22 protein-coding genes are annotated in these 21,036 nt (G+C 65.7%); 14 read left to right on the top strand and 8 right to left on the bottom strand.

Annotation, left to right across the window (positions count from 1 at the left end; translation table 11 throughout):
• Positions 1-14: 14 nt before the first annotated feature.
• The gene (locus R2707_07700) at positions 15-578 is read right to left on the bottom strand and encodes a TetR/AcrR family transcriptional regulator (protein MEZ5244964.1); all 564 of its coding nucleotides are present in this window, start codon (positions 576-578) and stop codon (positions 15-17) included.
• 278 nt (positions 579-856) lie between these two features.
• Between R2707_07700 and R2707_07695 the strand changes: the two genes are divergently transcribed.
• From R2707_07695 to R2707_07645, 11 genes are all read left to right on the top strand, one after another.
• Positions 857-1,813: an SDR family oxidoreductase gene (locus R2707_07695; GenBank protein MEZ5244963.1), complete on the top strand. Its 957-nt coding sequence runs from the start codon at positions 857-859 to the stop codon at positions 1,811-1,813.
• A 155-nt stretch (positions 1,814-1,968) separates the two neighbouring features.
• Positions 1,969-2,238, top strand: a complete 270-nt coding sequence (locus tag R2707_07690; GenBank protein MEZ5244962.1) for an OB-fold domain-containing protein — start codon at positions 1,969-1,971, stop codon at positions 2,236-2,238.
• Positions 2,238-3,401: a thiolase family protein gene (locus tag R2707_07685; protein MEZ5244961.1), complete on the top strand. Its 1,164-nt coding sequence runs from the start codon at positions 2,238-2,240 to the stop codon at positions 3,399-3,401. The genes R2707_07690 and R2707_07685 overlap by 1 nt, the downstream gene beginning before the upstream one ends.
• A gap of 4 nt (positions 3,402-3,405) precedes the next feature.
• Complete coding sequence (locus tag R2707_07680) at positions 3,406-4,251, top strand: MaoC/PaaZ C-terminal domain-containing protein (GenBank protein MEZ5244960.1); 846 nt, start codon at positions 3,406-3,408, stop codon at positions 4,249-4,251.
• Positions 4,248-5,741 (top strand): acetyl-CoA acetyltransferase, encoded by a 1,494-nt coding sequence (locus R2707_07675; protein ID MEZ5244959.1) that lies wholly within the window; start codon positions 4,248-4,250, stop codon positions 5,739-5,741. Before R2707_07680 ends, R2707_07675 begins: the two co-directional genes overlap by 4 nt.
• The gene (locus tag R2707_07670; GenBank protein MEZ5244958.1) at positions 5,738-6,841 is read left to right on the top strand and encodes a medium chain dehydrogenase/reductase family protein; all 1,104 of its coding nucleotides are present in this window, start codon (positions 5,738-5,740) and stop codon (positions 6,839-6,841) included. Before R2707_07675 ends, R2707_07670 begins: the two co-directional genes overlap by 4 nt.
• A gap of 67 nt (positions 6,842-6,908) precedes the next feature.
• On the top strand, positions 6,909-7,469 hold the full coding sequence (locus R2707_07665) for a carboxymuconolactone decarboxylase family protein (GenBank protein MEZ5244957.1): 561 nt from the start codon (positions 6,909-6,911) through the stop codon (positions 7,467-7,469).
• 1 nt (position 7,470) lies between these two features.
• Positions 7,471-9,072, top strand: a complete 1,602-nt coding sequence (locus R2707_07660) for an AMP-binding protein (GenBank protein MEZ5244956.1) — start codon at positions 7,471-7,473, stop codon at positions 9,070-9,072.
• A 12-nt stretch (positions 9,073-9,084) separates the two neighbouring features.
• Entirely contained in the window at positions 9,085-10,263 is a 1,179-nt protein-coding gene (locus R2707_07655) for a hypothetical protein (GenBank protein ID MEZ5244955.1), read from the top strand.
• Positions 10,260-10,706, top strand: coding sequence for an OB-fold domain-containing protein (locus R2707_07650; GenBank protein ID MEZ5244954.1), 447 nt, complete (start codon positions 10,260-10,262; stop codon positions 10,704-10,706). Before R2707_07655 ends, R2707_07650 begins: the two co-directional genes overlap by 4 nt.
• The gene (locus R2707_07645; protein MEZ5244953.1) at positions 10,703-11,965 is read left to right on the top strand and encodes an acyl-CoA dehydrogenase family protein; all 1,263 of its coding nucleotides are present in this window, start codon (positions 10,703-10,705) and stop codon (positions 11,963-11,965) included. The genes R2707_07650 and R2707_07645 overlap by 4 nt, the downstream gene beginning before the upstream one ends.
• A gap of 13 nt (positions 11,966-11,978) precedes the next feature.
• Here R2707_07645 and R2707_07640 read toward each other — a convergent pair whose 3' ends face one another.
• The 6 genes from R2707_07640 to R2707_07615 form a co-directional block, all read right to left on the bottom strand.
• Complete coding sequence (locus R2707_07640; GenBank protein MEZ5244952.1) at positions 11,979-13,622, bottom strand: amidohydrolase family protein; 1,644 nt, start codon at positions 13,620-13,622, stop codon at positions 11,979-11,981.
• Between the two features lie 94 nt (positions 13,623-13,716).
• Positions 13,717-14,739: an amidohydrolase family protein gene (locus R2707_07635; GenBank protein MEZ5244951.1), complete on the bottom strand. Its 1,023-nt coding sequence runs from the start codon at positions 14,737-14,739 to the stop codon at positions 13,717-13,719.
• A gap of 83 nt (positions 14,740-14,822) precedes the next feature.
• Positions 14,823-15,200 carry an enoyl-CoA hydratase-related protein gene (locus R2707_07630; GenBank protein MEZ5244950.1) on the bottom strand — a complete coding sequence of 126 codons (378 nt, stop codon included), beginning with the start codon at positions 15,198-15,200 and terminating at the stop codon, positions 14,823-14,825.
• A 21-nt stretch (positions 15,201-15,221) separates the two neighbouring features.
• Positions 15,222-16,691: an NAD(P)/FAD-dependent oxidoreductase gene (locus R2707_07625; GenBank protein MEZ5244949.1), complete on the bottom strand. Its 1,470-nt coding sequence runs from the start codon at positions 16,689-16,691 to the stop codon at positions 15,222-15,224.
• Between the two features lie 4 nt (positions 16,692-16,695).
• Positions 16,696-17,943 (bottom strand): acyl-CoA dehydrogenase family protein, encoded by a 1,248-nt coding sequence (locus R2707_07620; GenBank protein ID MEZ5244948.1) that lies wholly within the window; start codon positions 17,941-17,943, stop codon positions 16,696-16,698.
• A gap of 96 nt (positions 17,944-18,039) precedes the next feature.
• A complete protein-coding gene (locus R2707_07615; GenBank protein MEZ5244947.1) occupies positions 18,040-18,294 on the bottom strand; it encodes a hypothetical protein in 255 nt (84 codons plus the stop codon).
• Between the two features lie 18 nt (positions 18,295-18,312).
• Here R2707_07615 and R2707_07610 point away from each other — a divergent pair, with 18 nt between their 5' ends.
• A complete protein-coding gene (locus R2707_07610; GenBank protein ID MEZ5244946.1) occupies positions 18,313-18,516 on the top strand; it encodes a hypothetical protein in 204 nt (67 codons plus the stop codon).
• A gap of 318 nt (positions 18,517-18,834) precedes the next feature.
• On the opposite strand, the gene R2707_07605 is transcribed toward R2707_07610, so the two are convergent.
• Positions 18,835-19,029 (bottom strand): ferredoxin, encoded by a 195-nt coding sequence (locus tag R2707_07605; protein MEZ5244945.1) that lies wholly within the window; start codon positions 19,027-19,029, stop codon positions 18,835-18,837.
• 760 nt (positions 19,030-19,789) lie between these two features.
• Between R2707_07605 and R2707_07600 the strand changes: the two genes are divergently transcribed.
• Complete coding sequence (locus R2707_07600) at positions 19,790-19,939, top strand: hypothetical protein (GenBank protein ID MEZ5244944.1); 150 nt, start codon at positions 19,790-19,792, stop codon at positions 19,937-19,939.
• Between the two features lie 45 nt (positions 19,940-19,984).
• Positions 19,985-21,007, top strand: a complete 1,023-nt coding sequence (locus R2707_07595; protein MEZ5244943.1) for a TIGR03617 family F420-dependent LLM class oxidoreductase — start codon at positions 19,985-19,987, stop codon at positions 21,005-21,007.
• The last annotated feature ends 29 nt before the right edge of the window (positions 21,008-21,036 follow it).

The raw sequence follows: 21,036 nt of genomic DNA, 5'->3' as shown, positions 1-21,036 counted from the left end.
TTTCCGTTCGCACGTCACGATTCGGCGATGATCGGCGGAAGCAGGAATCGACGCAGGTAGGTGTCGAGTCCGTCGCGGCTTCGATGTTTGGGACCGCCGACCGTCAGCAGGCTGAGGATGGCACGCAGGATCCATTCTGTCGCGTCATCGATAGGTAGCCCTGGCCGGTGCTCGTCCGAATGGGCGACGAACAGTGGGCGGAGAAACTCAGCCACCATCTCGAAGAGCGCGACCGAGGTGCCTTGGATGATCCCGACGCTGTTGAGGCTGTCGTCGCTCTTGAACAGCAAGGCGATCGTTTCGTCGCGGTGTGCGGCGCGGATCGTCACCTCGACGAACTCCAGGATCGCGCTGCCGAGATCGGGTTGAGCCTCGACTCGCCGACGGACCCGCTCGAGGTATCGCTCGGTTGCGCGCAGGATGACTCCTGACACGACGGCATCTCGCCCTTCGAAGTACCGATACACCGTCGCCCGCGAGACACTGGCCTGCTTGGCGATGTCCTCGACGGTCGTCTTGGATATCCCGGATCGTTCGAAGCAGGCCTCTGCAGCGTCGAGCAGGCGATCCCGGGCCATGTCGGGATCGTTCGGGGCCACGGCCCCCCATCGAAGCGATGCATTTGTCACGGCTCACAGTATGTCTCATTAACGGACGGGTAAACACATTCTGTCTGGATCGCACTACCCAGCCCCATCTGGCATCCGGGGGTGCACCCACCATGCGAGCGCAGGGCAGGTACGAGTAGGTTTCTGCCGAGTGCTTGTGACATGATATCGATATTGTCTCATCTTCTCGATCTCCGTCAGACGACGGGCGAGCGGAGGACACGTGATCAATCGGGACTTGGGGGTCGATGATGGGACTGCTCGATGAGCGGGTGTGCGTAGTGACCGGCGCCGGTCGCGGACTTGGACGAGAACATGCGTTGCTCCTCGCAGCCGAAGGCGCCCGAGTGGTGGTCAACGACCTCGGCGGAGCCATCGACGGCTCCGGCGAAGATGCTGGCCCAGCGCACGAGGTCGTCGACGAGATCAGAGCTGCGGGCGGTGAGGCGATTGCGAACACGGACTCAGTGACGAGTTGGGCCGGAGCCCAGCAACTCGTGCTCGACGCGATCAACGCCTACGGCCGCCTCGATGTGCTCGTCAACAACGCCGGCATCCTTCGCGACCGGTCGCTGGTCAATCTCGAGGAAGCAGAGTGGGACGCCGTGATCGCCGTCCACCTGAAGGGTCACGTCGCGCCGACACGGTGGGCCGCTGCTCACTGGCGCGAGCGAGCCAAGTCCGGGGAGACGGTCAAAGCGAGCGTGATCAACACCGCCTCCGGGGCGATGCTCGGGAACCCCGGACAGACCAACTACAGCGCAGCGAAGGCCGGGATCGCGGCGATGACGCTGGTCGAAGCGGTGGAACTCGCCCGGTACGGGGTCCGCGCGAACTGTCTCGCACCGCTCGCGCGAACCCGTTTGACCCTGCAGACACCCGGCGTCGGGGATCTCGTTGGTCCACCCGCTGACGCTTCGTTCGATCTGTTCCATCCCGGCAACGTGTCACCTCTGGTCGCGTACCTCGCGACCGCCGACTGCCCCTTTACCGGAGGCGTGTTCCATGTCGGCGGCAACGAGGTCGGCTTGTATTCGGGATGGAGCCTGATTGAGGAGCGCGTCCTGACCGCAGCCGGCCGCTTCTCGGTCGCCGATCTGGTCAATCGGGCACCAGCCCTGTTGGATGATCGGTCGGCCCCGGCCTCGATGGCCACCTCGGTCACAGACACGATGGCCAAGTTCGGCCGCCGGGGCGAGGGCTGACTCACGTGGGAGCGATCCAAGTACCCACCGACCCTCGACTCTTCCGCCTGGCCGAAGGCGACGAGTGCCGCCCGAGTTTGCTCGGGTCTCATGCGCCGGAGTCGAATCTGTACTTCTGGCCACGACGCTTGCGCTGCCCGGTCACGCGAAGCGCAGTGACCGACATCGACCTGAGCTCTGAAGGCGTGCTGTATGCGTGGACCTTCCTCTATGTCCCGCGCATGGGCAACATCTCTTTCGGCGACAGCGGCGGCTACGGCGTCGGGCAGATCGATCTCCCGGAAGGGGTTCGAATCCAAGCGCCGCTGCTCGGCACCACCGACGACTGGCAGATCGGCTCGCCGATGGGTCTGACGACGTTCCCGGTCGGCCGCGACGACGACGGCAATGACCTCGTCACGTTCCGCTTCGAAGCGGTGCGCTGATGGCCACCAGGCTCGCCCGCGAGGTGTACGTGATCGGTGTCGGGATGCACCGCTTCAACAACGAACGCCTCGCCGCAGCAGCGATGGCCGACGTGGCCGGCATGCAAGCCCTCGAAGACGCAGGGATCGGCTTTCCCGAAGTCGGCGCTCTCTACAACGGCTACCTCGGTGGCGGACTCACGAGCGGGGTCGGCATCGCGAAAGAGTTCGGACTCACCGGCATCCCGGTCACCCACGTCGAGAACGCATCAGCGACCGGATCATGCGCCTTTGGTGAAGCGGTCCACGCGGTTGCGGGAGGCCGCGTCGACGTCGCGATGGCGCTCGGCTTCGACGACATGAACCGAATGGGCGGTCTCGGACGCAGCGGTGGACGTCGGATGGGAGCCGAAGACGTGATGCTCCCGGCCGCGTTCTTCGCGATGTGGGCGACACGGCGAATGCACGACGTCGGAACAACTGCAGAGACATTCGCCGCCATCGCCGCGAAGAACTGGAACCATGCACGCGCCAATTCCCTCGCGCAACGCCGGGCCGATCACGAGGTCACCATCGACGAGGTACTCGGATCGACGATGATCTCCTATCCGCACACGTCGATGATGGCGTGCGCCGCCGGCGGAGGCGCAGCAGCAGCGATCGTCGCGACACGAGAGGTCGCCGAACGCCTCAGCTCGGGGCGCCCATTGGTCCGCGTCGCCGCCTCGCAACAGCGTTCCGAAACCTACACCGATGGCCACGTCTTCCTCGGCGCCGTCATCGGCCCGGCACAGATGACTCGCGACACGGCCGGCGATGCCTACGAGCAGGCAGGAGTGGGACCTGACGATCTCGATCTCGTTCAGGTGCACGACGCGTTTCCCGTCGAGGAACTCGTCTACTACGAGTTGCTGGGGATCTGCGGCGACGGCGAAGGAGACCGACTCGTGGCTGAGGGTGCCACCCGACTCGGCGGGCGGATCCCATTCTCCACCGATGGCGGTCTCACCGCGCGTGGCCACCCGGGCGGACCCACCGGTCTCGCCCAGATCCACGAGACGACCCTGCAGCTCCGGCACGAGGCCGGAGCCCGGCAAGTCCAACGGGCACGAACCGGTCTGTGCCACATGGCTGGGGCGGGGTCGGTGTGCGTCGTCCACATCCTCCAACGAACAGAAGGTTGAATCGATGAACAAGCTCCCCATCAACGGCGACCTGGTCGGACTCTCGATCGACCCGATCAGTCACTCGTGGACCAACCGCGACACGATGCTGTACGCGCTCGGTGTCGGATGCCGGCCACCCGAGGACCTCGATTTCATCTACGAAGGCCGCGGACCGAAGGTCGTGCCGACGTTCGCCGTGATTCCCGGGCTACGGGCGATGGGATCGGCGATGCAACGAATCGACATCAACCTCGCGGCCCTGCTGCACGGAGAACAGTCCGTCACCACACATCGCCCACTGCCCGCCGCTGCCGAGGTGACCGTCGAAGGTTCGATCGCTGCGGTCTGGGACAAGGGCAAGGCCGCCGTCATCGAGTTCGAAGGCGTGGGCCACGACACCGAGGGACCCCTCTTCGCCGTCCGTGCCAGCCTGTTCGTACTCGGTGGCGGCGGCTGGGGCGGCGAGCGAGGCCCGAGCGGCTCGGCAGCCTCGAACGCCGCACCGGCACGAGATCCCGACATCGTCGTCGAACGCGAGACCAGACCCGAACAGGCTGCGATCTACCGGCTCTCCGGCGACATGAACCCGATGCACATCGACCCCGACTTCGCCACCAAGGCCGGCTTCCCCGGCCCGTTCAACCACGGACTGTGTACGTTCGGCACCGTTGGCCACAGCGCTCTGACCGCGTGGTGCGATGGCGATGTCGGCCGATTCGCATCGATCGAGGGGCGCTTCGCCGATCAGGTGTGGCCGGGCGACACCATCGTCACCCGCATCTGGGACGAAGGTGATCACGCGATCGTCGAAGCTCGCACGCAGCGTGACAACGTCGTCGTCTCGAACGGGCGCGCCACCAGACCATGACCATCGACCCACGAACCCCGGTACTCGTCGCTGTCGGCGAGGTCACCAGTCGCTCCGCGACCGTCGTCGACCCCATCGATCTCGCGACGGAAGCGACCCGCCGAGCGCTCACCGATGCGGGCGTGCCGATCGGGCACCGCATCGACACCGTGGCCACACCCGGCATTCTGATGATCGGCCGCGATCATCCGGCGAGCCGGATCGCAGAGGCGGCCGGGCTTCGGGCACACCGTCGGATCAGCTGCCCGGTGGGTGGGAACACCCCGCAGTACCTCGCCGGAACGCTGGGCCAGGACATCATCTGCGGGCAGGTCGATGCCGCCTTGATCGTCGGCGCCGAGGCCGGCAACTCGGCACGCCGCGGCCGCGCCGCAGGCACCCTCCCCGCTGCTGGCCCCTTCGAAGGTCGCGACGAAGTGCTCGGCGATGCCCGTCCGGGTCTGAGCGCGATCGAGATGGGCGCAGGGCTGCATTGGCCGCACGAGGTGTACCCGATCTTCGAGTCGGCGATGGCCGCACGAGCGGGACGCACGCTCGACGAGCAGCGAGTCTGGTTGGGCCAGGTGATGGCACCGTTCACCACCGAGGCGGCGCGTCACCCCGACCAGGCATGGTTCCCGACCGAGCGCACACCCGAGGAGCTCTCGACGGTAACCGCGGACAACCGGATGGTGTGCGAGCCGTACACCAAGTTGCTCAACAGCATCCTCACCGTCGACATGGCCGCCGCGTTCGTGATCATGGCCGCCGAAGTCGCGCAGGATCTGCAGATTCCTCGCGATCGTTGGGTCTTCAGCTGGGCCAGCGCGACGTGCAACGACGTCTACTTCCCGGCACAACGACCCGACCTGTCGCGCTCGGCCGGTATCAGAGCCGCTGGATCCGCGGTGCTCGACGCCGCAGGGATCGACCTCGACGACGTGAGCTGGTTCGATCTGTACTCGTGCTTTCCGGCAGCCGTCGAAGCCGCGATCGACGCGCTCGGGCTCGAGGCAACAGATCCGCGCGGATTCACCGTCACGGGTGGCCTGCCCTACCACGGCGGCCCGGGCAACAACTATGTCAGCCACTCGATCGTCGAGATGGCGCGACGGTGCCGGGCGGATCCGAAAGGCGTCGGGATGGTGTCCGGACTCGGTTGGTACATCACCAAGCACTCGGTCGGGTTGTGGTCCGCTGCTCCTCCACCGAACGGCTGGCAGGCGCCCGACATGTCGAGTGTGCAGGCGTCCATCGACTCGACCGCGCTCGAGGTCGTCGAGGCGGGCGCCGCAGTGGGGACCGCACGTATCGACGGGTACACCGTGGTGCACGATCGCGACACCGGGCCGGCGTCGGTGCCAGTGTTCGCCAGCACACCGGGCGGGCAGCGTGTCGTTGCTCGGAGCGACGACGCCGATGTCGCAGCCGCGATGTCGGGCGGCATGTACGTCGGCCACGAGATCGACCTGAAGCCGTCCCATGATCACGCGAGGTTCGAACTTCGATGAACTCATCAGCCGAAGCGCTTGTGCTCACCGGACCGAACACGCTCGAGCATCGAAGGTTCGACCTCCCCGACGTCACCGCCGACACCGCGCGGCTCCGCATCGAGGCCTGCGGTCTGTGTGGCACCGATCACGAGCAGTACAGCGGACACATCGCCGCCCCGTTCTCGTTCATCCCCGGTCACGAGATCGTCGGCATCATCGACGAGATCGGCGACACCGCCGCCCTGCGATGGAACGTCGCGGCAGGCGATCGGGTTGCCGTCGAGGTGTTTCGTTCGTGCCGACAATGCGAGGCGTGCGCACACGGCGAGTACCGGCGCTGCGTCCGTAACGGGCTCGCGACGATGTTCGGTTTCGTCGACACCAAGATCGCGCCGGGCTTGTGGGGCGGGTATGCGACGCATCTCCACCTGCCGTCCGATGCGATGCTGCTCCCGATCCCCGACTCGCTCGACCCGGTGCTGGCAACTGTGTTCAACCCGCTTGGTGCCGGTATCCGTTGGGGAGCGACGATCCCTGAAACGAAATCCGGTGATGTCGTCGTCGTCCTCGGCCCGGGAATCCGCGGTCTTTGTGCCGCCGTGGCTGCGAAGGAGGCGGGTGCGTCGTTCGTGGCCCTGACCGGTCTCGGCCCTCGCGATCGTGACCGTCTCGACATCGCTCATCGATTCGGTGTCGACCTGGCCATCGATGTGGCCGTCGACGATCCGACGGCCGCGCTCAAACGAGCGACGGGTGGTCTCGCGGACGTCGTCGTCGACGTCACCGCGAAGGCACCCGCCGCCTTCGCCCAGGCTGTGGCCCTGGCTCGGCCAGGTGGGACGATCGTGGTCGCGGGGACACGTGGTGGCGGTGGTGCGCCCGGATTCGAGCCCGACCATCTCGTCTACAAGGAGCTGCGGATCATGGGCTCGCTCGGCGTCGACTTCCCTGCCTATCGGGCGGCCATCGATCTGCTCGTCGCCGACCGTTGGCCGTTTGCCGATCTCTCTCGCCGTGTGGCCGGCTTCGGTGACCTTTCGGCGTTGTTGGACACGCTGTCGGGCGCCGACCGTGACGCCATCCCACCGTTGCACGGCGTGTTCTCGCCGTCCGCTTGAAGAATCCTCGACCCTAAACAGCCTGATTGAAGGAGTGCAGCTCATGTCCACCGGATCACGGATCGCAATGCTCGACATCGACGAGGCCAAGCGCAGAGCTGCCACACGCGGGATTCCGGACACGATGGCGGAGCTTTCCGTGTTCCGGATTGCCTTGCATCAGCCTGGCGTCGCCGCCGGCTTGAGCAACATGTTGCATGAACTGCTGTGGAAGGGCGTGCTCGACGCCAGGCTGCGCGAGCTGATCATCATGCGGATCGGATGGTCGACCGGCTCGGTGTACGAGTGGACGCAACACTGGCGAGTCGCACGCCTGCTCGATGTGCCCGAACGAGATCTGCTCGCGGTCCGCGACTGGCGTACCGCCGAGCACTTCGGCGACGCAGAAAGGGCTGTGCTCGCAGCCACCGATGACACGCTGCAGCACGGCACGATCACCGACGAGTCGTGGAGTGCCTGCCGTGCAGCCCTCGATGACGACGCCGTCCTCGTCGAACTGGTTGCTGCCATCGGTAACTGGCGGATGTTCTCCGCACTGCTCCGGTCCCTCGAGGTCCCCCTCGAGGACGGCGTCGAGCCGTGGCCTCCGTCGGGTCAGGCACCTGCAGCTGTCCACCGAGGTGAGTGACGTGTCGGGGTGGACCTTCGCGGAGATCTGGGAGACGGCCGCGGCACAGCTCCCCGACGCGCCGTTCGCCAAGCAGGGCAGTCGCACAGTGACGTGGTCGGAGGCCGAACGGCGAGCCGAAGGCCTCGCAACGTTCCTCCTCGACCGGGGCGCTCAGCGACAGGACAAGGTGGCGCAGTACCTGTACAACTGCCCCGAGTACCTCGAGTCCGTGTTCGCCTGTTACAAGGCAGCGCTCGTCCCGGTGAACACCAACTACCGGTACGCAGCAGACGAACTGGTCTACCTCTGGGACAACGCCGACGCTGTCGCTGTGATCTTCCACGGCGTCTTCGTCGACACGATCGAAGCCATCCGCGAGCGAGTGCCCCGCGTGGCGTCGTGGTTGTGGGTCGACGACGGCTCGGGCGATTGTCCCGAGTGGGCCACCCCGTACGAGCATGCCGCTGTCGCCTCGGGTCAGCCGGTGGTCGACCGGGTCGAGCGCAGTGGTGACGACCTGTACATGCTGTACACGGGCGGCACCACCGGGATGCCGAAAGGCGTGATGTGGCGACAGGACGACCTGATCGTCGTGTTGAGCAGCGGTCTCGGGCTCAGCGTCCCCGACAGCTACGACCCCGACTTCGTCGCTGACGCGCTCACGCTACCCGGCCCCGTCCAGCTGCCGGCATGTCCGATCATGCACGGCACCGGCGCGCTCACTGCGTTCGGTGCACTCACATCCGGCGGCTGCATCGTGTGTCTCGAGTCCCGCCATTTCGATCCTGACGAGCTCCTCGACACGATCGACCGTGAGCGGGTCAACGTCATCGCCATCGTCGGTGATGCGTTCGCGAAACCGATCCTGGCCGCGCTCGACGCCGACCCGGATCGTTGGTCGCTCGACTCGGTGATGGCGTTCGTGTCGTCGGGTGTGATGTGGAGCAAGGAAACCAAGCAGGGCATGCTTGGCCATCAACCGAAGATGTTGTTGATGGACGCGTTCTCCTCGTCGGAGGCGTTGGGGATGGGGCAGTCGGTGTCGGGCGGTGGCGCGTCGGCGAAGACGGCTCGCTTCCAGGCGAGCGTCAACACGATCGTCGTCGACGACGACGGACAGCGTGTCGAGCCGGGCTCCGACACGATCGGTCGGTTGGCTGTCGGCGGCCGCCAGCCGATCGGGTACTACAAGGACCCGGAGAAGTCGGCGCGCACGTTCATCATCGTTGACGGCAAGCGTTACTCGTGCCCAGGTGACTATGCGACCATCGACGCCGATGGGACCGTGAAGGTCCTCGGTCGCGGGTCGGTGTGCATCAACAGTGGGGGCGAGAAGATCTTCCCGGAGGAGGTCGAGGAAGCCCTCAAGACCCACGGCTCGGTCGTCGACGCGGTTGTCGTCGGAGTACCGCACGATCGGTTCGGCGAGATGGTCGTCGGTGTGGTGGAACGCCGGCCGGGCGTGGTGGCGACCGAGACCGAGTTGATCGAGCACGTCCGTGAACGACTGGCTGCCTACAAGGCCCCGCGGCGAATCGTCGAGGTCGACACGATCGGCCGTGCGGCGAATGGCAAGGTCGACTACAAGCGGCTGCGAGACCAGGCGAGCGACGGATTGTGACTGGGTCGACTCATGGGCACTGATCTCTGGGGCACCACGGCCATCGTCGGGGTCGGCGAGACCGACTACGTGCGAGGAAGCGACCGCCACGTCTGCGATCTCATCCTCGACGCGGCGATGGAGGCGATCACCGACGCCGGGCTGCAGCCTGCGGACATCAACGGCATCATCCCCCCGCCGGGCTACATGAGCGCGGAGGAGATCGCCGCGCACCTCGGCGTACCCGACGTGACCTACCACGTGTCGGTGCTGATGGGCGGCGCCTCACCGACCGCATCGTTGCAAACCGCAACGATGGCGATCGCCGGCGGTCTCGCTGACAACGTGCTCGTGTGCATGGGCTGGAACGGGTACTCGGCCCTGCGTCCCAAGCCGGATGCACGCCCGACGAAACGTGTGATGAACCTCGGGCCGATGGGCGAGACCGTCAGAAACCACTATGCACCGTATGGGCTGATGTCGGCCGCACAACACTACAGCCTGTATCTGCGCCTCTATGTGGAGACCTTCGGGATCCCCGAGGACGCCGCTGCCGCAGTGGCGATCGCGTGCCGCAACCACGCGCAGCTCAACAGCAAGGCCTTGATGCGAGGCACGCCGCTCAGCCGCGCCGACTACGACGCCGCGCCCTTCATCGCCGAACCGTTACGGAAGTTCGACTGTTGCGTCGAGACCGATTGCGCCACCGCCGTCGTGGTGACGAGCCTCGAGCGCGCCCGTGACCTCGTTCATCCGGCAGTCGTCTACCTCGGCGGAGCCGAAGGCCATCCCGAGCCCGCCGACGAGATCGCCAACCGCGCCAACCTCCTCGAACTCGGTATCCACCGAGCGGCACCCCGCGCCTTCGCACGAGCCGGGGTGTCGCCACACGACATCGACGTGCTCGAAATCTACGACTGCTTCACCTATGTCGTGCTGCTCCAACTCGAAGCGCTCGGCTACGCCGAGCCCGGCGGGGCCCCTGCGTTCGTCGCCGACGGCAACATCGAGCTCGGCGGCCGGTTCCCGCTCAACACCCACGGCGGGCTGCTCTCCCAGGGACACTGTTGGGGACTCAACCACGTCGTCGAGGCCACCCGCCAACTGCGTGGCACCGCCGACGCCCAGGTGACCGACGCCGAACTCGCGTTGGTCACCGGGTACGGCGACCTCGGCGACGGCAGCGTCGCCATTCTGGGGAGAGACCGATGAGCACCTACGTGCCAACACCCGAATGGATCGTCCTGGACTGGCATGACGCCTGCGTCGCAGCCGAACTGCTCTGCATCCAGCGGTGCAGCGGGTGCGGGCGCTGGCGTCACCCACCACGCCGATTCTGCCCGGCTTGCCAATCCGACCAGACGACGTTCGAGCCGGTCACGGGGAACGGCTCGGTGCTGTCCTTCGCCGTCAGCCATCGCAGCCTCGACCCCGGCTGGCAGACGCACGCACCGTACGCGACCCTGCTCGTGGAGCTCGACGAAGGCCCGCGCCTGCTCGCCGCGACGACAACACCGTCTGGCGAGATCCGGATCGGCCAACGCCTCGCCGTGCGCACCGAGGCGCTCAGCGAGCACTTCGTGCTCGTGTGGGCCGACCTGGCCTCCCACGACGAACCGACATCGATGGCACCACGAGCGAGAGGCAACGCATGACTGACAGCACAACATCGACTCGTCCCGACGGCTACGACGACTTCGATGTCGAATCGTGGCTCGACGAGCACTGGCATCCGGATCTCCCGGTCGGTCAATGGTGGTCACGCCTCGCCAACGCCGGACTCGCACATCCGATGCTGCCCGCCCCCTACGGGCGGGGATGGCAACGAACCAAGACCGGTGAACTCGCCCGAGCGATGATCGCCCGCGGGGTGCTCGGGCCGCCCTCCGGCCTTGGCATGATGCTTGCCGCGCCGACCTTGTTGGCACATGGGTCATCGAAGTTGATCGAGATGTTCGTCCCCAGGATCCTCGACGGGCAACACGGATGGTGCCAGCTGTTCTCCGAACCGGGAGCCGGCTCCGACCTGGCCGGGTTGCAGACACGCGCCGAACGCGACGGCGATGAGTGGGTCATCTCCGGGCAGAAGGTGTGGACGTCGATGGGGCAATGGGCCGACTACGGAATCCTCATCGCCCGCACCGACCCCGATGCCCCCAAGCACCGAGGCATCACATACTTCGCGTTCCCGATGAAACAGGACGGCGTCGACGTCCGGCCCTTACGCGAGATGACCGGCCACGCGTTGTTCAACGAAGTGTTCATCGACGAAGCACGCGTGCCTCACGACCACATCATCGGCGACCTCAACGACGGATGGCGGGTCGCCAACACAACACTCATGGTCGAACGCAGCGGCATCGGCGGCGAGAACGTGGCCGCTCCGAGCGCGGCCATCGCCGGCACGATCGCCGGCCACCTCGACCGGCCTGCTGGATCGTTCGGGAGCGACGCCGCCGTTCTCGGCGGTGGCATGGTCGGCCCAGGCCGGGTACGACAGTTGATGGCGCTCGCGCTCGACAACGGAAGCATCGGCGACCCCACCATCCGACAGGACCTGATCCGACTTCATTCGATGATCGAGATCACGGGATGGCACATCCAACGGATGAAGTCCGGCAACGCCGCCACCGGGGCCGAAGGCAACCTCGCCAAGCTCCGCAACAGTGACATCACCCGGCTCGCCCGGGACGTCGGCTGTCGCATCCTCGGGGCAGGAGCCACGGTCATAGGACCGGACAGCGCGAGCGGTGGCGAGGTGCAGGAACTCGCACTGTTCTCACCGGCCCCGTCGATATACGGCGGCAGCGATCAGGTGCAGCGGAACATCATCGGCGAACGAGCACTCGGCCTCCCCAAAGAGCCCGGCCCCGATCGCAACACTCCGTTCCGCGACCTTCCTCACAACGGCTGATCAACCCGCACGGTCACCCCGTCGGCGATCGCTGAGCACCACGGACCAGGCGACCTGGTAGCTCACCCGTCGCCCGACCAAATTCATACACCGGTATGCCTGACACCACGGTGTGGAGGTAGCCATCGGCCCGCTGCAGCAACCGCCGTCCGCCTGCCGGAAGGTCGAAACGCATCTCCGGGGCGGACAACCGGAGGTTGTCGAAGTCGATCACGTTGACGTCGGCCTTGTAACCAGGGGCGAGCACACCGCGATCGAGCAGGCCGAGGGCACGGGCGGTATCACGGCACTGGGCCTGGACCACGAACGGCACGGTGAGGCGCTCACCGAGTCGATCACGACACCAATGCGTCAGCAGTGTCGTGGGGAACGAGCCGTCACAGATGGTCCCGACATGCGCGCCTCCATCGCTGAGCCCCGGAACGGTCAGCGGATGAACCAGCATCTCCCGAACGCTGTCAAGCCGCCCATCGACGTAGTTGAGCGCAGGGAGGTAAAGGAACGAGCGACCGTCGTCGGTGAGCAGCACGTCGTAGACGAAGTCGAGGGGATCCCGGCCGGCGCGGCGAGCCTGGGCGGCGATGCTCGTGGCAGGATCAGGTTCATAGTTGGGTGGATCGCCGAGCACGAACATGTTCTCGAACGCACGCACCACCCCACCGCCGAGCTTGGACCGGTCGCGCTGACCGGCATCAGCGGCGAACACGCGTGCCCTGAACTCTTCATCTCGCATCGCGCTGACACGCTCGCCCAGCGGCAGAGAGACGATCTCGCGATACACCGGATTCGCCATCAACGGGTTCAAGGTGGCCTGCAATCCGAGGAGCAGACCGACCGCCCGAGTCGCGACCTGGCCACGGATCTCCAGGCCGTCGGCATGGGCTTCCTCGAGCAGGTCGAGCATCCGCCGATAGCCACCAGGATCACGGGGCGACTGGACCAGCGAGAACGACGCGGGTCGACCTGAGGCTGCGACCATGGCTCGCAGCGTCGCGAACTCATCCTCGACATCGATGAAGTCGGATACGAGTTGCAGCACTCCGGTTCCCTCGCGGCCGACACCGATCGCGATCCCGACGAGCTCGTCTCGGGATGCCCTGAGCGTGGGGGTCGGGTCGCCCCGACTGGTGCGGTGATTCAGTGTGCGTGAGGTCGTGAAGCCCAGCGCGCCGGCTCGTATCGCCTCACCGGCGAGCAGCCCCATCTGTTCGATCTCACCGGGGGTTGCGCTTTCGCCGGCGGCGCCGCGGTCGCCCATGACGAACAGCCGAAGCGCTCCGTGAGGGAGCTGCGCGGCGAGATCGATGTCGTGCGGAATCGCATCCAGCGCGTCGAGGTACTCGCCGAAGCTGTTCCATCCCCACGGCAGGCCCTCGTGCAGCGCCGCCCCAGGGATGTCCTCGACTCCCTCCATCAGCTCGATCAACCGCTGATGGTCGCTGTCGTGCACCGGGGCGAACCCGACGCCGCAGTTCCCCATCACCACCGTCGTCACTCCGTGCACCGATGATGGCGCGAGACGTTGATCCCATGTCGCCTGTCCGTCGTAGTGAGTGTGCACATCGACCCAGCCCGGCGTCACGAGCGCCCCGTCAGCGGAGATCTCCCGTCGACCCGTCTTGTCGACATCTCCCACCGCGACGATCCGGTCACCCACGATTGCGACGTCAGCTCGGCGTTCGCCAGCACCGGTGCCGTCCACGACGGTGCCGCCGCGGATCACTAGATCAGGCCTCGCTCCGGACACGGCGTCACCCAGCTGTCGGCTGCAATGCGGTGACGTCGATGCCGTACAGCTCGGCGACATTGCCCGAGAGGATCGCCCGCGTCTGCTCCGCGGTCAGCTGCGCCGTCTGTTCGGCGAGCATGCCCTGCGACCACGGCCAGGTCGAGTCGGAGTGCGGGAAGTCGTTGGCCCACATCAACCGTCGCCAGTTCATGTCGTTGGCGTGCGAGAAGGCCGTCCAGTCGTCCTGAAAGGTGACGAAGATGTGCTCCGCGAAGTACTCCGACGGCAACCTGCTGAGGGCCACCCCGGGCTGGAGCCAGTTGCGGTGCCGCTTGTAGGCGTGGTCCATCCGATACATGTAGTGAGGCACCCAGCCAGCATCGGCCTCGACGCAGACGACCCGAAGATCGGGATGACGCTCGAACACACCGCCGAACACCAGGGTGCCCATGATGTCCTGGATGCTACGGATGATCGACAGGAAGCTGTTCAACCGGGGCCCTCGCCAACCACCCCCACGGGCGGTGAGGATGTGGAAACTGAGCGGCAACCCAAGCGACACCGCCGCCTCCCAGAACGGGTCCCACATCGGGTCGTCGTAGTCCGCCTCCGTGCCGGGATTCCCCGGCATCATCACACCACGCAGACCGGCCGACTTGATCGCCTCGAGATCGCCGATCCCTTCCTCCACAGTGCGCAGCGCGGTCTGACCGCACCCGAGGAGCCGATCCGGAGCTTCGGCGCAGTACTCAGTTATCCACCGGTTGTAGGCGTTGAAGCACGCTCGCTTGTAGTCGACGTCCGGATGGCCACACAGCACCATCCCCACCGTCGGGTACAGGATCTCCGCAGCGACCCCATCGCGGTCCTGGTCGGCGAGCCGCACGGTCGCGTCGTAACCGGACTTGTGGAGCTCGTCGAACTTGACACCCTCCTGGGTCAGTTCCCCTGCCGGCTTGCCGGCCGCGGCGACCAGCCCCATCGGCACCGTCGAGTTCATGCCGGGCACCACGAACACGTCGCCTCGTACCGGATCCTCGACCATGTTCGGCGCTGTGTCGCGGTACGCCAGGTCGATGTGAGCCGAGTAGCAGTCAGGTGGTTCCGTGATGTGCGAGTCAGCGCTGATCACAGGAAAGTCGAACGACATGAAGATCCCCTCTCGTCTGCACCGACACTACTCCAGCCCCATACGACACCGTCAACAATTCGTCTCATTCCAGCTTCTTGGGCCGAAGGGTCACGTGCCGGTGAAGTCGGGCTGCGTTTGTCGATGAACGCACGCAGGCTCTCCATGGTGTCGGCCGGCGCCACCACCTCCTTCGCCTTGCGCATCGCCAACGGCCCGTTGCGGGCCATTCGTCGGGCGAGTTGCATCGCCTCGTCCAGCACGTGCACGGATGGCACCAGCCGGTTGACGAGACCCATCTCCGCGGCCGACGGCGCGCGGATCCGCCCGGGCGCTGCCCGGCGGCCGCACGATACACATCGTACGCCTTGTCTCAACCCTGCGTTCGTCTGGACGTGTCAGTGGTGATACGCACCCAAGTCGGGCACTGCCATGACCTCGCGGAATCGGCGGAACGGCCACGGCCACGCTGCTGGTACGCCGCGAACGTCGAGGTACCAGCTGTTGCATCCGGTCACCCACACGGTCGCCTGTGCCGCTTCGATGCGCCGGGCCTCGTGCTCGCGCATGGCCGGCTCAGTTGCATGGATCTCCGTCGAGAGGCCTGCCTGGAGTCGGTGCACGAGTTGCAGGATGTAGTCCATCTGGAGCTCCGCGACTTGGATCAGGGAGAAGTTGCCGACGGGGCCGTTCGGGCCGTTGAGCATGAACAGGTTGGGGAACTCGGGTATCGAGACGGACAGATAGGCAGTGGGGCCGTCGGCCCAGGCCTCTTCGAGGGTTCGTCCGTCGAGGCCGGTGATCACGGTGGGCCGCATGAATCGGTCGACCTCGAACCCGGTTGCGAGGACGATGACGTCGAGCTCGTGAAGGCGTCCGCCGTCGGTTCGGATGCCGCGACGTTCGATGCGAGAGATGGCAGCGGTGACGAGTTCGGCGTTGGGCTTCTGGATCGCGTCGTAGAAGTCGGCCGACACGACGAGCCGTTTGCAGGCGGCGCGGTAGTCGGGCTCCAAGCGGCGGCGCAGTTCCGTGTCGGTGACGTGCCGGTACAGGTTCGCCCGACAGGTTTCCTCGATCTGTTCGAGACGCTCGGACTTGGCGTCGACAACGGCATCGGCGAAGTTCTCCGCGAACGCCGACTCGAGGAAGCCGCGGAGCTCTTCGAGTCGGTGCGGCTCGTTCTGAAATGTTGCCCGTTGGTCGTCCGTGAACGGCTTGTTGTCCATCGGCATGATCCACTGTGGAGTCCGCTGGAACAGACTGAGTTGCTGCACCCGATCAACGAGCGCGCTGGTGATCTGGACCGCCGTGGAGCCGGTGCCGATGAGGCCAACGCGACGCCCGTCAAGGGGCACGTCGTGGTCCCATCGGGCGCTGTGGAACATCGCGCCCTCGAAGTCGTCGAGACCGTCGATCTCGGGCAATCGGGGATGGTGCAGGACACCGGTCGCGGCGATCACGACGTCGAAGTTGGCTCGATGTCCTTGCGCCGTCTCGAGACGCCATGTACCGCCGTCGTAGACCGCAGAGACGACTTCATCGCCGAGGCGAAGGTGCGGGACGACGCCGTGCTCGATGGCGACCTTTTCGAGATAGGCATGGATCTCGTCACCGGGAGAGAACATCCGGGAGAAGTCAGGGTTCGGCGCGAACGAGTACGAATAGACGTGCGACGGCACGTCACATGCGATGCCGGGATAGGTGTTCTCGCGCCAAGTGCCGCCAACGCGATCGGCCTTCTCGAAACAGACGATGTCGGTGATGCCGGCCTCGCGCAGCTTGATCACCGCGAGGATCCCGGCCATGCCGGCGCCGATCACGCCGACGCGCAGCGATCGCCTTCCCACGCGCTCGGGCTCCGGCACGCCGTCAGCCCTCGGACTTACGCTGCGTGCCGACCAGCAATTCGCTGAAGGCGACACCCTTGTCGATACTCGGCTCCCTCGGCAATCCGAGCACCCGTTCGCCGATGATGTTGCGTTGGATCTGGTCGGTCCCACCACCGATCGAGATGAGGTATGACGAGAATCCAATGTCATGCATCCTGCCGCCCAGCGGGGCGTCGTCTCCCCAGAGCGTCGCGTCGGCTCCACAGATCCGGAACATCGTCTCGCGCAAGGTACGCAGCAGATGACTGGCGGCCAGCTTGCCAACGGATACTTCCGGCCCCGGTCGCCCGCCGCGCTCGACGGCCCCCTTGACCCGAAGATCGGTGAAGCGAGCGATCTCGAGGAGCGAGTAGATCGTCGCGTACTCCTGCCGGATGAGCGGGTCATCCGAGCGCCCGTACTGCTCGACGAGGCCGAGTAACAGAGCGCCGACCCCACCCGACGAAGCGCCGTCGCCTGACCCGCTCTCACGCATCAGATCGCCGACCCTGCAGGAGAGATCCGGCGTGGTGATCGCCATGCTCCCCCCGGAACTCCCGAACGAACCGGCACCGAGCATCGTGCGCTCGTTCGCCAACGTGGTCAAGGCAACCCCCCAACCGGAACCGACCTCGTCGAGCCGATTCTCCTCCGGTACGACGGCGTCATTGAGGAAGACTTCGTTGAAGATCGAGCGACCGGTCATCTCCCGAATCGGTCGAACCTCGATACCGGGCTGGTCCATGTCGATCACGAAGTAGGTGAGCCCCTGATGCTTCGGGAGTTCGGGGTTTGTCCGGGCGACCAGAATGCCGTAGCGGGCGATGTGGGCACCCGACGTCCATACCTTCTGACCGTTGATCACCCACTGGTCACCGTCACGAACTGCGCGGGTCTGCAGCGACGCGAGATCGGACCCCGAGCCCGGTTCGCTGAACAGCTGGCACCAGATCTCGCCGTTGACGATCCCAGGGAGGAAGCGGTCTTGCTGGCCGGCGGAGCCGTGAGCGAGCAAGGTTGGACCCGCGAGGTTCGGCCCGATACCCGCCGGTGGGCCCAACGCTCCCGCCGCGCGGCGAGCGCCGTTGACCAACGGGGCTAGGTGAGGGTCGAGACCGCGGCCATAGCGGTGTGTCGGCCATGTCGGGAAACCCCATCCGGACTCGGCGAGGACTGCCCACCAGTCACCGAGTGACATGTCGGGGTTCCAGTTCGCTTCGAACCAGGCGCGAGCGTCGCCATCAACCATCTGGGATACGTCGTCGTCGAGCTCTGTAGCACCATCTGGAGTCATGCAACACATCATGACATATGTCTCGTCTTCGCGACAACTGGCGAGGTCCCGTCAGCTCGGCTCGATCCTTCCGAACTCCTCGTGCGGAATCGCAATGAACAAGCCCTCGGCTTGGGCGAAGCGCTTCCCTCCGACGTTTGCTTCGCCGTCGATCCAAAGCTTGCGGCCGTCACGATTTCGCAACCGCGCACGAAACTCGAGATCGACCGCCAGTGGGGTCGGCGCGAGGTAGCTCACGGTCAGCCGCCCGGTGTATGCAGGCGTCTGGAGCATCGACAGCACAAAACCCATGACGTCGTCGAACACCGCGGCGACGATCCCTCCGTGAGCGCGGCCAGGGGCACCCTCGAACGCAGCACCGAACGACACGTGCGCTACTGCATCATCGCGGTGGCGATGGCAGGTGATCGCCATCCCCATCGGATTCGCCGGGCCCGACACGACACAATCGGGGTAGTGCTCCATGCTGTCACCGTCGAGCGGCGCGACCTCGAACAGCCGCCGCTTCATGTCGTCGACCGGGCGTGACCGCAACCCAGCGGATTCGACTTCGGGGAGCATGTCGCGGACGAATGAGGTGATTCGGTCGAGAACATCGTCGGCGACGGCATGGCCGACGATCGAGTGACTGAGTTCACGCACGGCGGTGGCGCACGCCACTCGACTCGGGGACGCGGAAACCTGATCGGAGAACGAAGGCATAGGCGAATCGATACTACAAGCGTGCCGACTTGTTTCACCCCGAGCGAGATCAGGGCGGATGGGACCGCCCGGCATCTGGTCGATCTCGAAGATGTGGGTGGTGGTCTGCAGAGTCAGTCGAGGCCTGCGTTGAGCGTCACGTGGTCATTCGATGATCTCGATCGCGCGTTCAGGACAGTTGTCTTCGGCGCGTCTCGCTGCCGCCTCCAGATCGCGCGGGACATCGCCCACGATCAAGACCGCCGCGTTGCCGATCTCGTCGCTACCGAACACCTCGGGCGCGGCGATCGCGCACATCTGGTGCCCATGACAGCGAGCTTGGTCCACCTGTATCCGCATCCGGCTCTCCTCTCTTCGCCCGACGTTGCAAACGCAGCGGGACTCGCGTTCATCCCCACGCAACCTGCGCCCCGTCTTCGGGACACTACACACGTACACGATCGTCTCGTGGATTCCGGTGGATACACGCCTCGACTTTTGTTATGAAGGCAGATCGGGCTCAGTGTATCTCGCCCTCTTCATGCGACACTTGTCGGCTGCTGTCTTGACGAGCCGATACAGGGACGGTCAGACTGTGGACTTCACGAGGTTGAGCAGGGGCGTCTCGACAGTCGTCGTCACATCTGACAGCCGAGGCGCTTCACAACGCCCGATCATCGAGAGTCGAGCCCAACGAGATGCGGGCGGAGGAGAGCGATCGTGTACCCAGGGGCTCACGCAGTAACCCGACCGGACCACCCGGCAGTGATCATGGGTCGTTCCGGCGAGGTCGTGAGCTACCGGCAACTCGACGACCGATCGAACCAGTTGGCCCGACTGTGGCGGGAGCGAGGCTTGGTTCCCGGTGATCACGTCGCCATCTTCAGCGAGAACCAGCCGCGCTTCTTCGAGGTCATGTGGGCAGCGCTGCGATCCGGTCTGTATGTGACGACGATCAACAGTTACCTCTCGGCTGAGGAGGTCGGCTACATCCTCCAGGACTCTGGGGCTCGATCGCTCATCACCACTTCGGAGAAAGCGGAGATCGCCGCATCCGCTCTGCAACACGCCCCCAACGTCTCTCTCCCGCTGCTGATCGGAGACGACGACGAACGTCGAATTGAGGTCGCACGTGCGCGAGCACATCGCCCACTTCAAGTGCCCGCAGCGCTTCGAGTTCCACGACGAGCTCCCCCGGCTCCCCACCGGCAAGCTGTACAAGAACAAGCTGAGGTCACCGGATTGGGAAGGCCGCGAGCGCGATATCTGATGTCGGGGAACACACCGTGACGAAGCCGGATGAGGAGCCCCACCGATGAAGTTCGACGTGATGACTGGCGGCCTTCCACTTCGCTCGATGGTCGCATTCGCCCAGGACGCTGAGCGGGCCGGTTTCTCGGGAATCGTGGTCACCGAGGGCGGCCGCACTGCATACCTCGGCTGCGGCGCTGCCGCCTTGGCTGCCGACATCGACATCCTCACCGGCGTCGCGGTCGCCTTTCCCCGCAGTCCCATGGTGACCGCGGAGATCGCCTGGGAACTCGCCGAGGCGACCGGCGGTCGCTTTCGGCTGGGGCTCGGCACACAGGTGCGCGCACACATCACCCGCCGCTATGGCTCCGACTTCGAGCATCCCGGACCACGGCTCAAGGAGTACGTGCTGGCGATGCAGGCGATCTTTCGCGCGTTTCGGGGCGATGAGCCGCTGGCGGTGGACGGCGTGTTCTACCACCTCGACCTGCTGCCAGCGCAGTGGTCTCCCGGGCCGATCAGCGCGCCGAATCCGCCGATCGACGTCGCTGCCGTGAACCCGTGGATGCTTCGGATGGCCGGCGAGGTTGCCGACGGCGTGCACGTCCATCCGCTCAACCACCCCACGTACCTCCGCGACACGGTGATCCCCAACCTCCGGGAGGGTGCCGGCAAGGCAGGCCGCGCCATCGAGGATCTGGAGGTCATCGTGCCGGCGTTCATCGTCCCGATCGACGGCGACGAGGCGCGCTGGCGCAACTTCGCACGGATGCAGGTCGCGTTCTACGGGTCGACTCCCAACTATGCGTTCATCTTCGAGCAGTTGGGTTTCGACGGAACGACCGATCGCATTCGCGAGCGACAACGTGCCCGCGACCTTGAAGGCATGGCCGCCGAGGTGTCCGACGAACTGCTCGACAACTTCGTGGTCACCGGCCAACGAAGCGAGCTGGCCGACAAGATCCTGGAGCGCTACCACGGGCTCGCGACGAGAGTCGTCAGCTACTTCGGGGGCCTGGACTGGACGAACGATCCGTCAGCCCTGCACGCATGGGCCGATGTGGCTCGAGGTGTCACGAACCCATGACGGCACCACATGGACTCGATCATGACGTG

It is taken from the genome of Acidimicrobiales bacterium (genome assembly GCA_041394245.1).
In the GTDB taxonomy this organism is placed as follows: Bacteria; Actinomycetota; Acidimicrobiia; order Acidimicrobiales; family Aldehydirespiratoraceae; genus JAJRXC01.
The sequence above is the reverse complement of the archived record's forward strand: the minus strand, read 5'-3'. Positions and strand labels throughout refer to the sequence as shown.

Coding starts and splice junctions, on each gene's coding strand:
- R2707_07685 (MEZ5244961.1), top strand. CDS start 2,238: ATGGCCACCAGGCTCGCCCGCGAGGTGTACGTGATCGGTGTCGGGATG.
- R2707_07700 (MEZ5244964.1), bottom strand. CDS start 578: ATGGCCCGGGATCGCCTGCTCGACGCTGCAGAGGCCTGCTTCGAACGA.
- R2707_07620 (MEZ5244948.1), bottom strand. CDS start 17,943: ATGGTTGATGGCGACGCTCGCGCCTGGTTCGAAGCGAACTGGAACCCC.
- R2707_07670 (MEZ5244958.1), top strand. CDS start 5,738: ATGAACTCATCAGCCGAAGCGCTTGTGCTCACCGGACCGAACACGCTC.
- R2707_07680 (MEZ5244960.1), top strand. CDS start 3,406: ATGAACAAGCTCCCCATCAACGGCGACCTGGTCGGACTCTCGATCGAC.
- R2707_07675 (MEZ5244959.1), top strand. CDS start 4,248: ATGACCATCGACCCACGAACCCCGGTACTCGTCGCTGTCGGCGAGGTC.
- R2707_07605 (MEZ5244945.1), bottom strand. CDS start 19,029: ATGCGGATACAGGTGGACCAAGCTCGCTGTCATGGGCACCAGATGTGC.
- R2707_07595 (MEZ5244943.1), top strand. CDS start 19,985: ATGAAGTTCGACGTGATGACTGGCGGCCTTCCACTTCGCTCGATGGTC.
- R2707_07645 (MEZ5244953.1), top strand. CDS start 10,703: ATGACTGACAGCACAACATCGACTCGTCCCGACGGCTACGACGACTTC.
- R2707_07655 (MEZ5244955.1), top strand. CDS start 9,085: ATGGGCACTGATCTCTGGGGCACCACGGCCATCGTCGGGGTCGGCGAG.
- R2707_07650 (MEZ5244954.1), top strand. CDS start 10,260: ATGAGCACCTACGTGCCAACACCCGAATGGATCGTCCTGGACTGGCAT.
- R2707_07635 (MEZ5244951.1), bottom strand. CDS start 14,739: ATGGTCGAGGATCCGGTACGAGGCGACGTGTTCGTGGTGCCCGGCATG.
- R2707_07665 (MEZ5244957.1), top strand. CDS start 6,909: ATGCTCGACATCGACGAGGCCAAGCGCAGAGCTGCCACACGCGGGATT.
- R2707_07695 (MEZ5244963.1), top strand. CDS start 857: ATGATGGGACTGCTCGATGAGCGGGTGTGCGTAGTGACCGGCGCCGGT.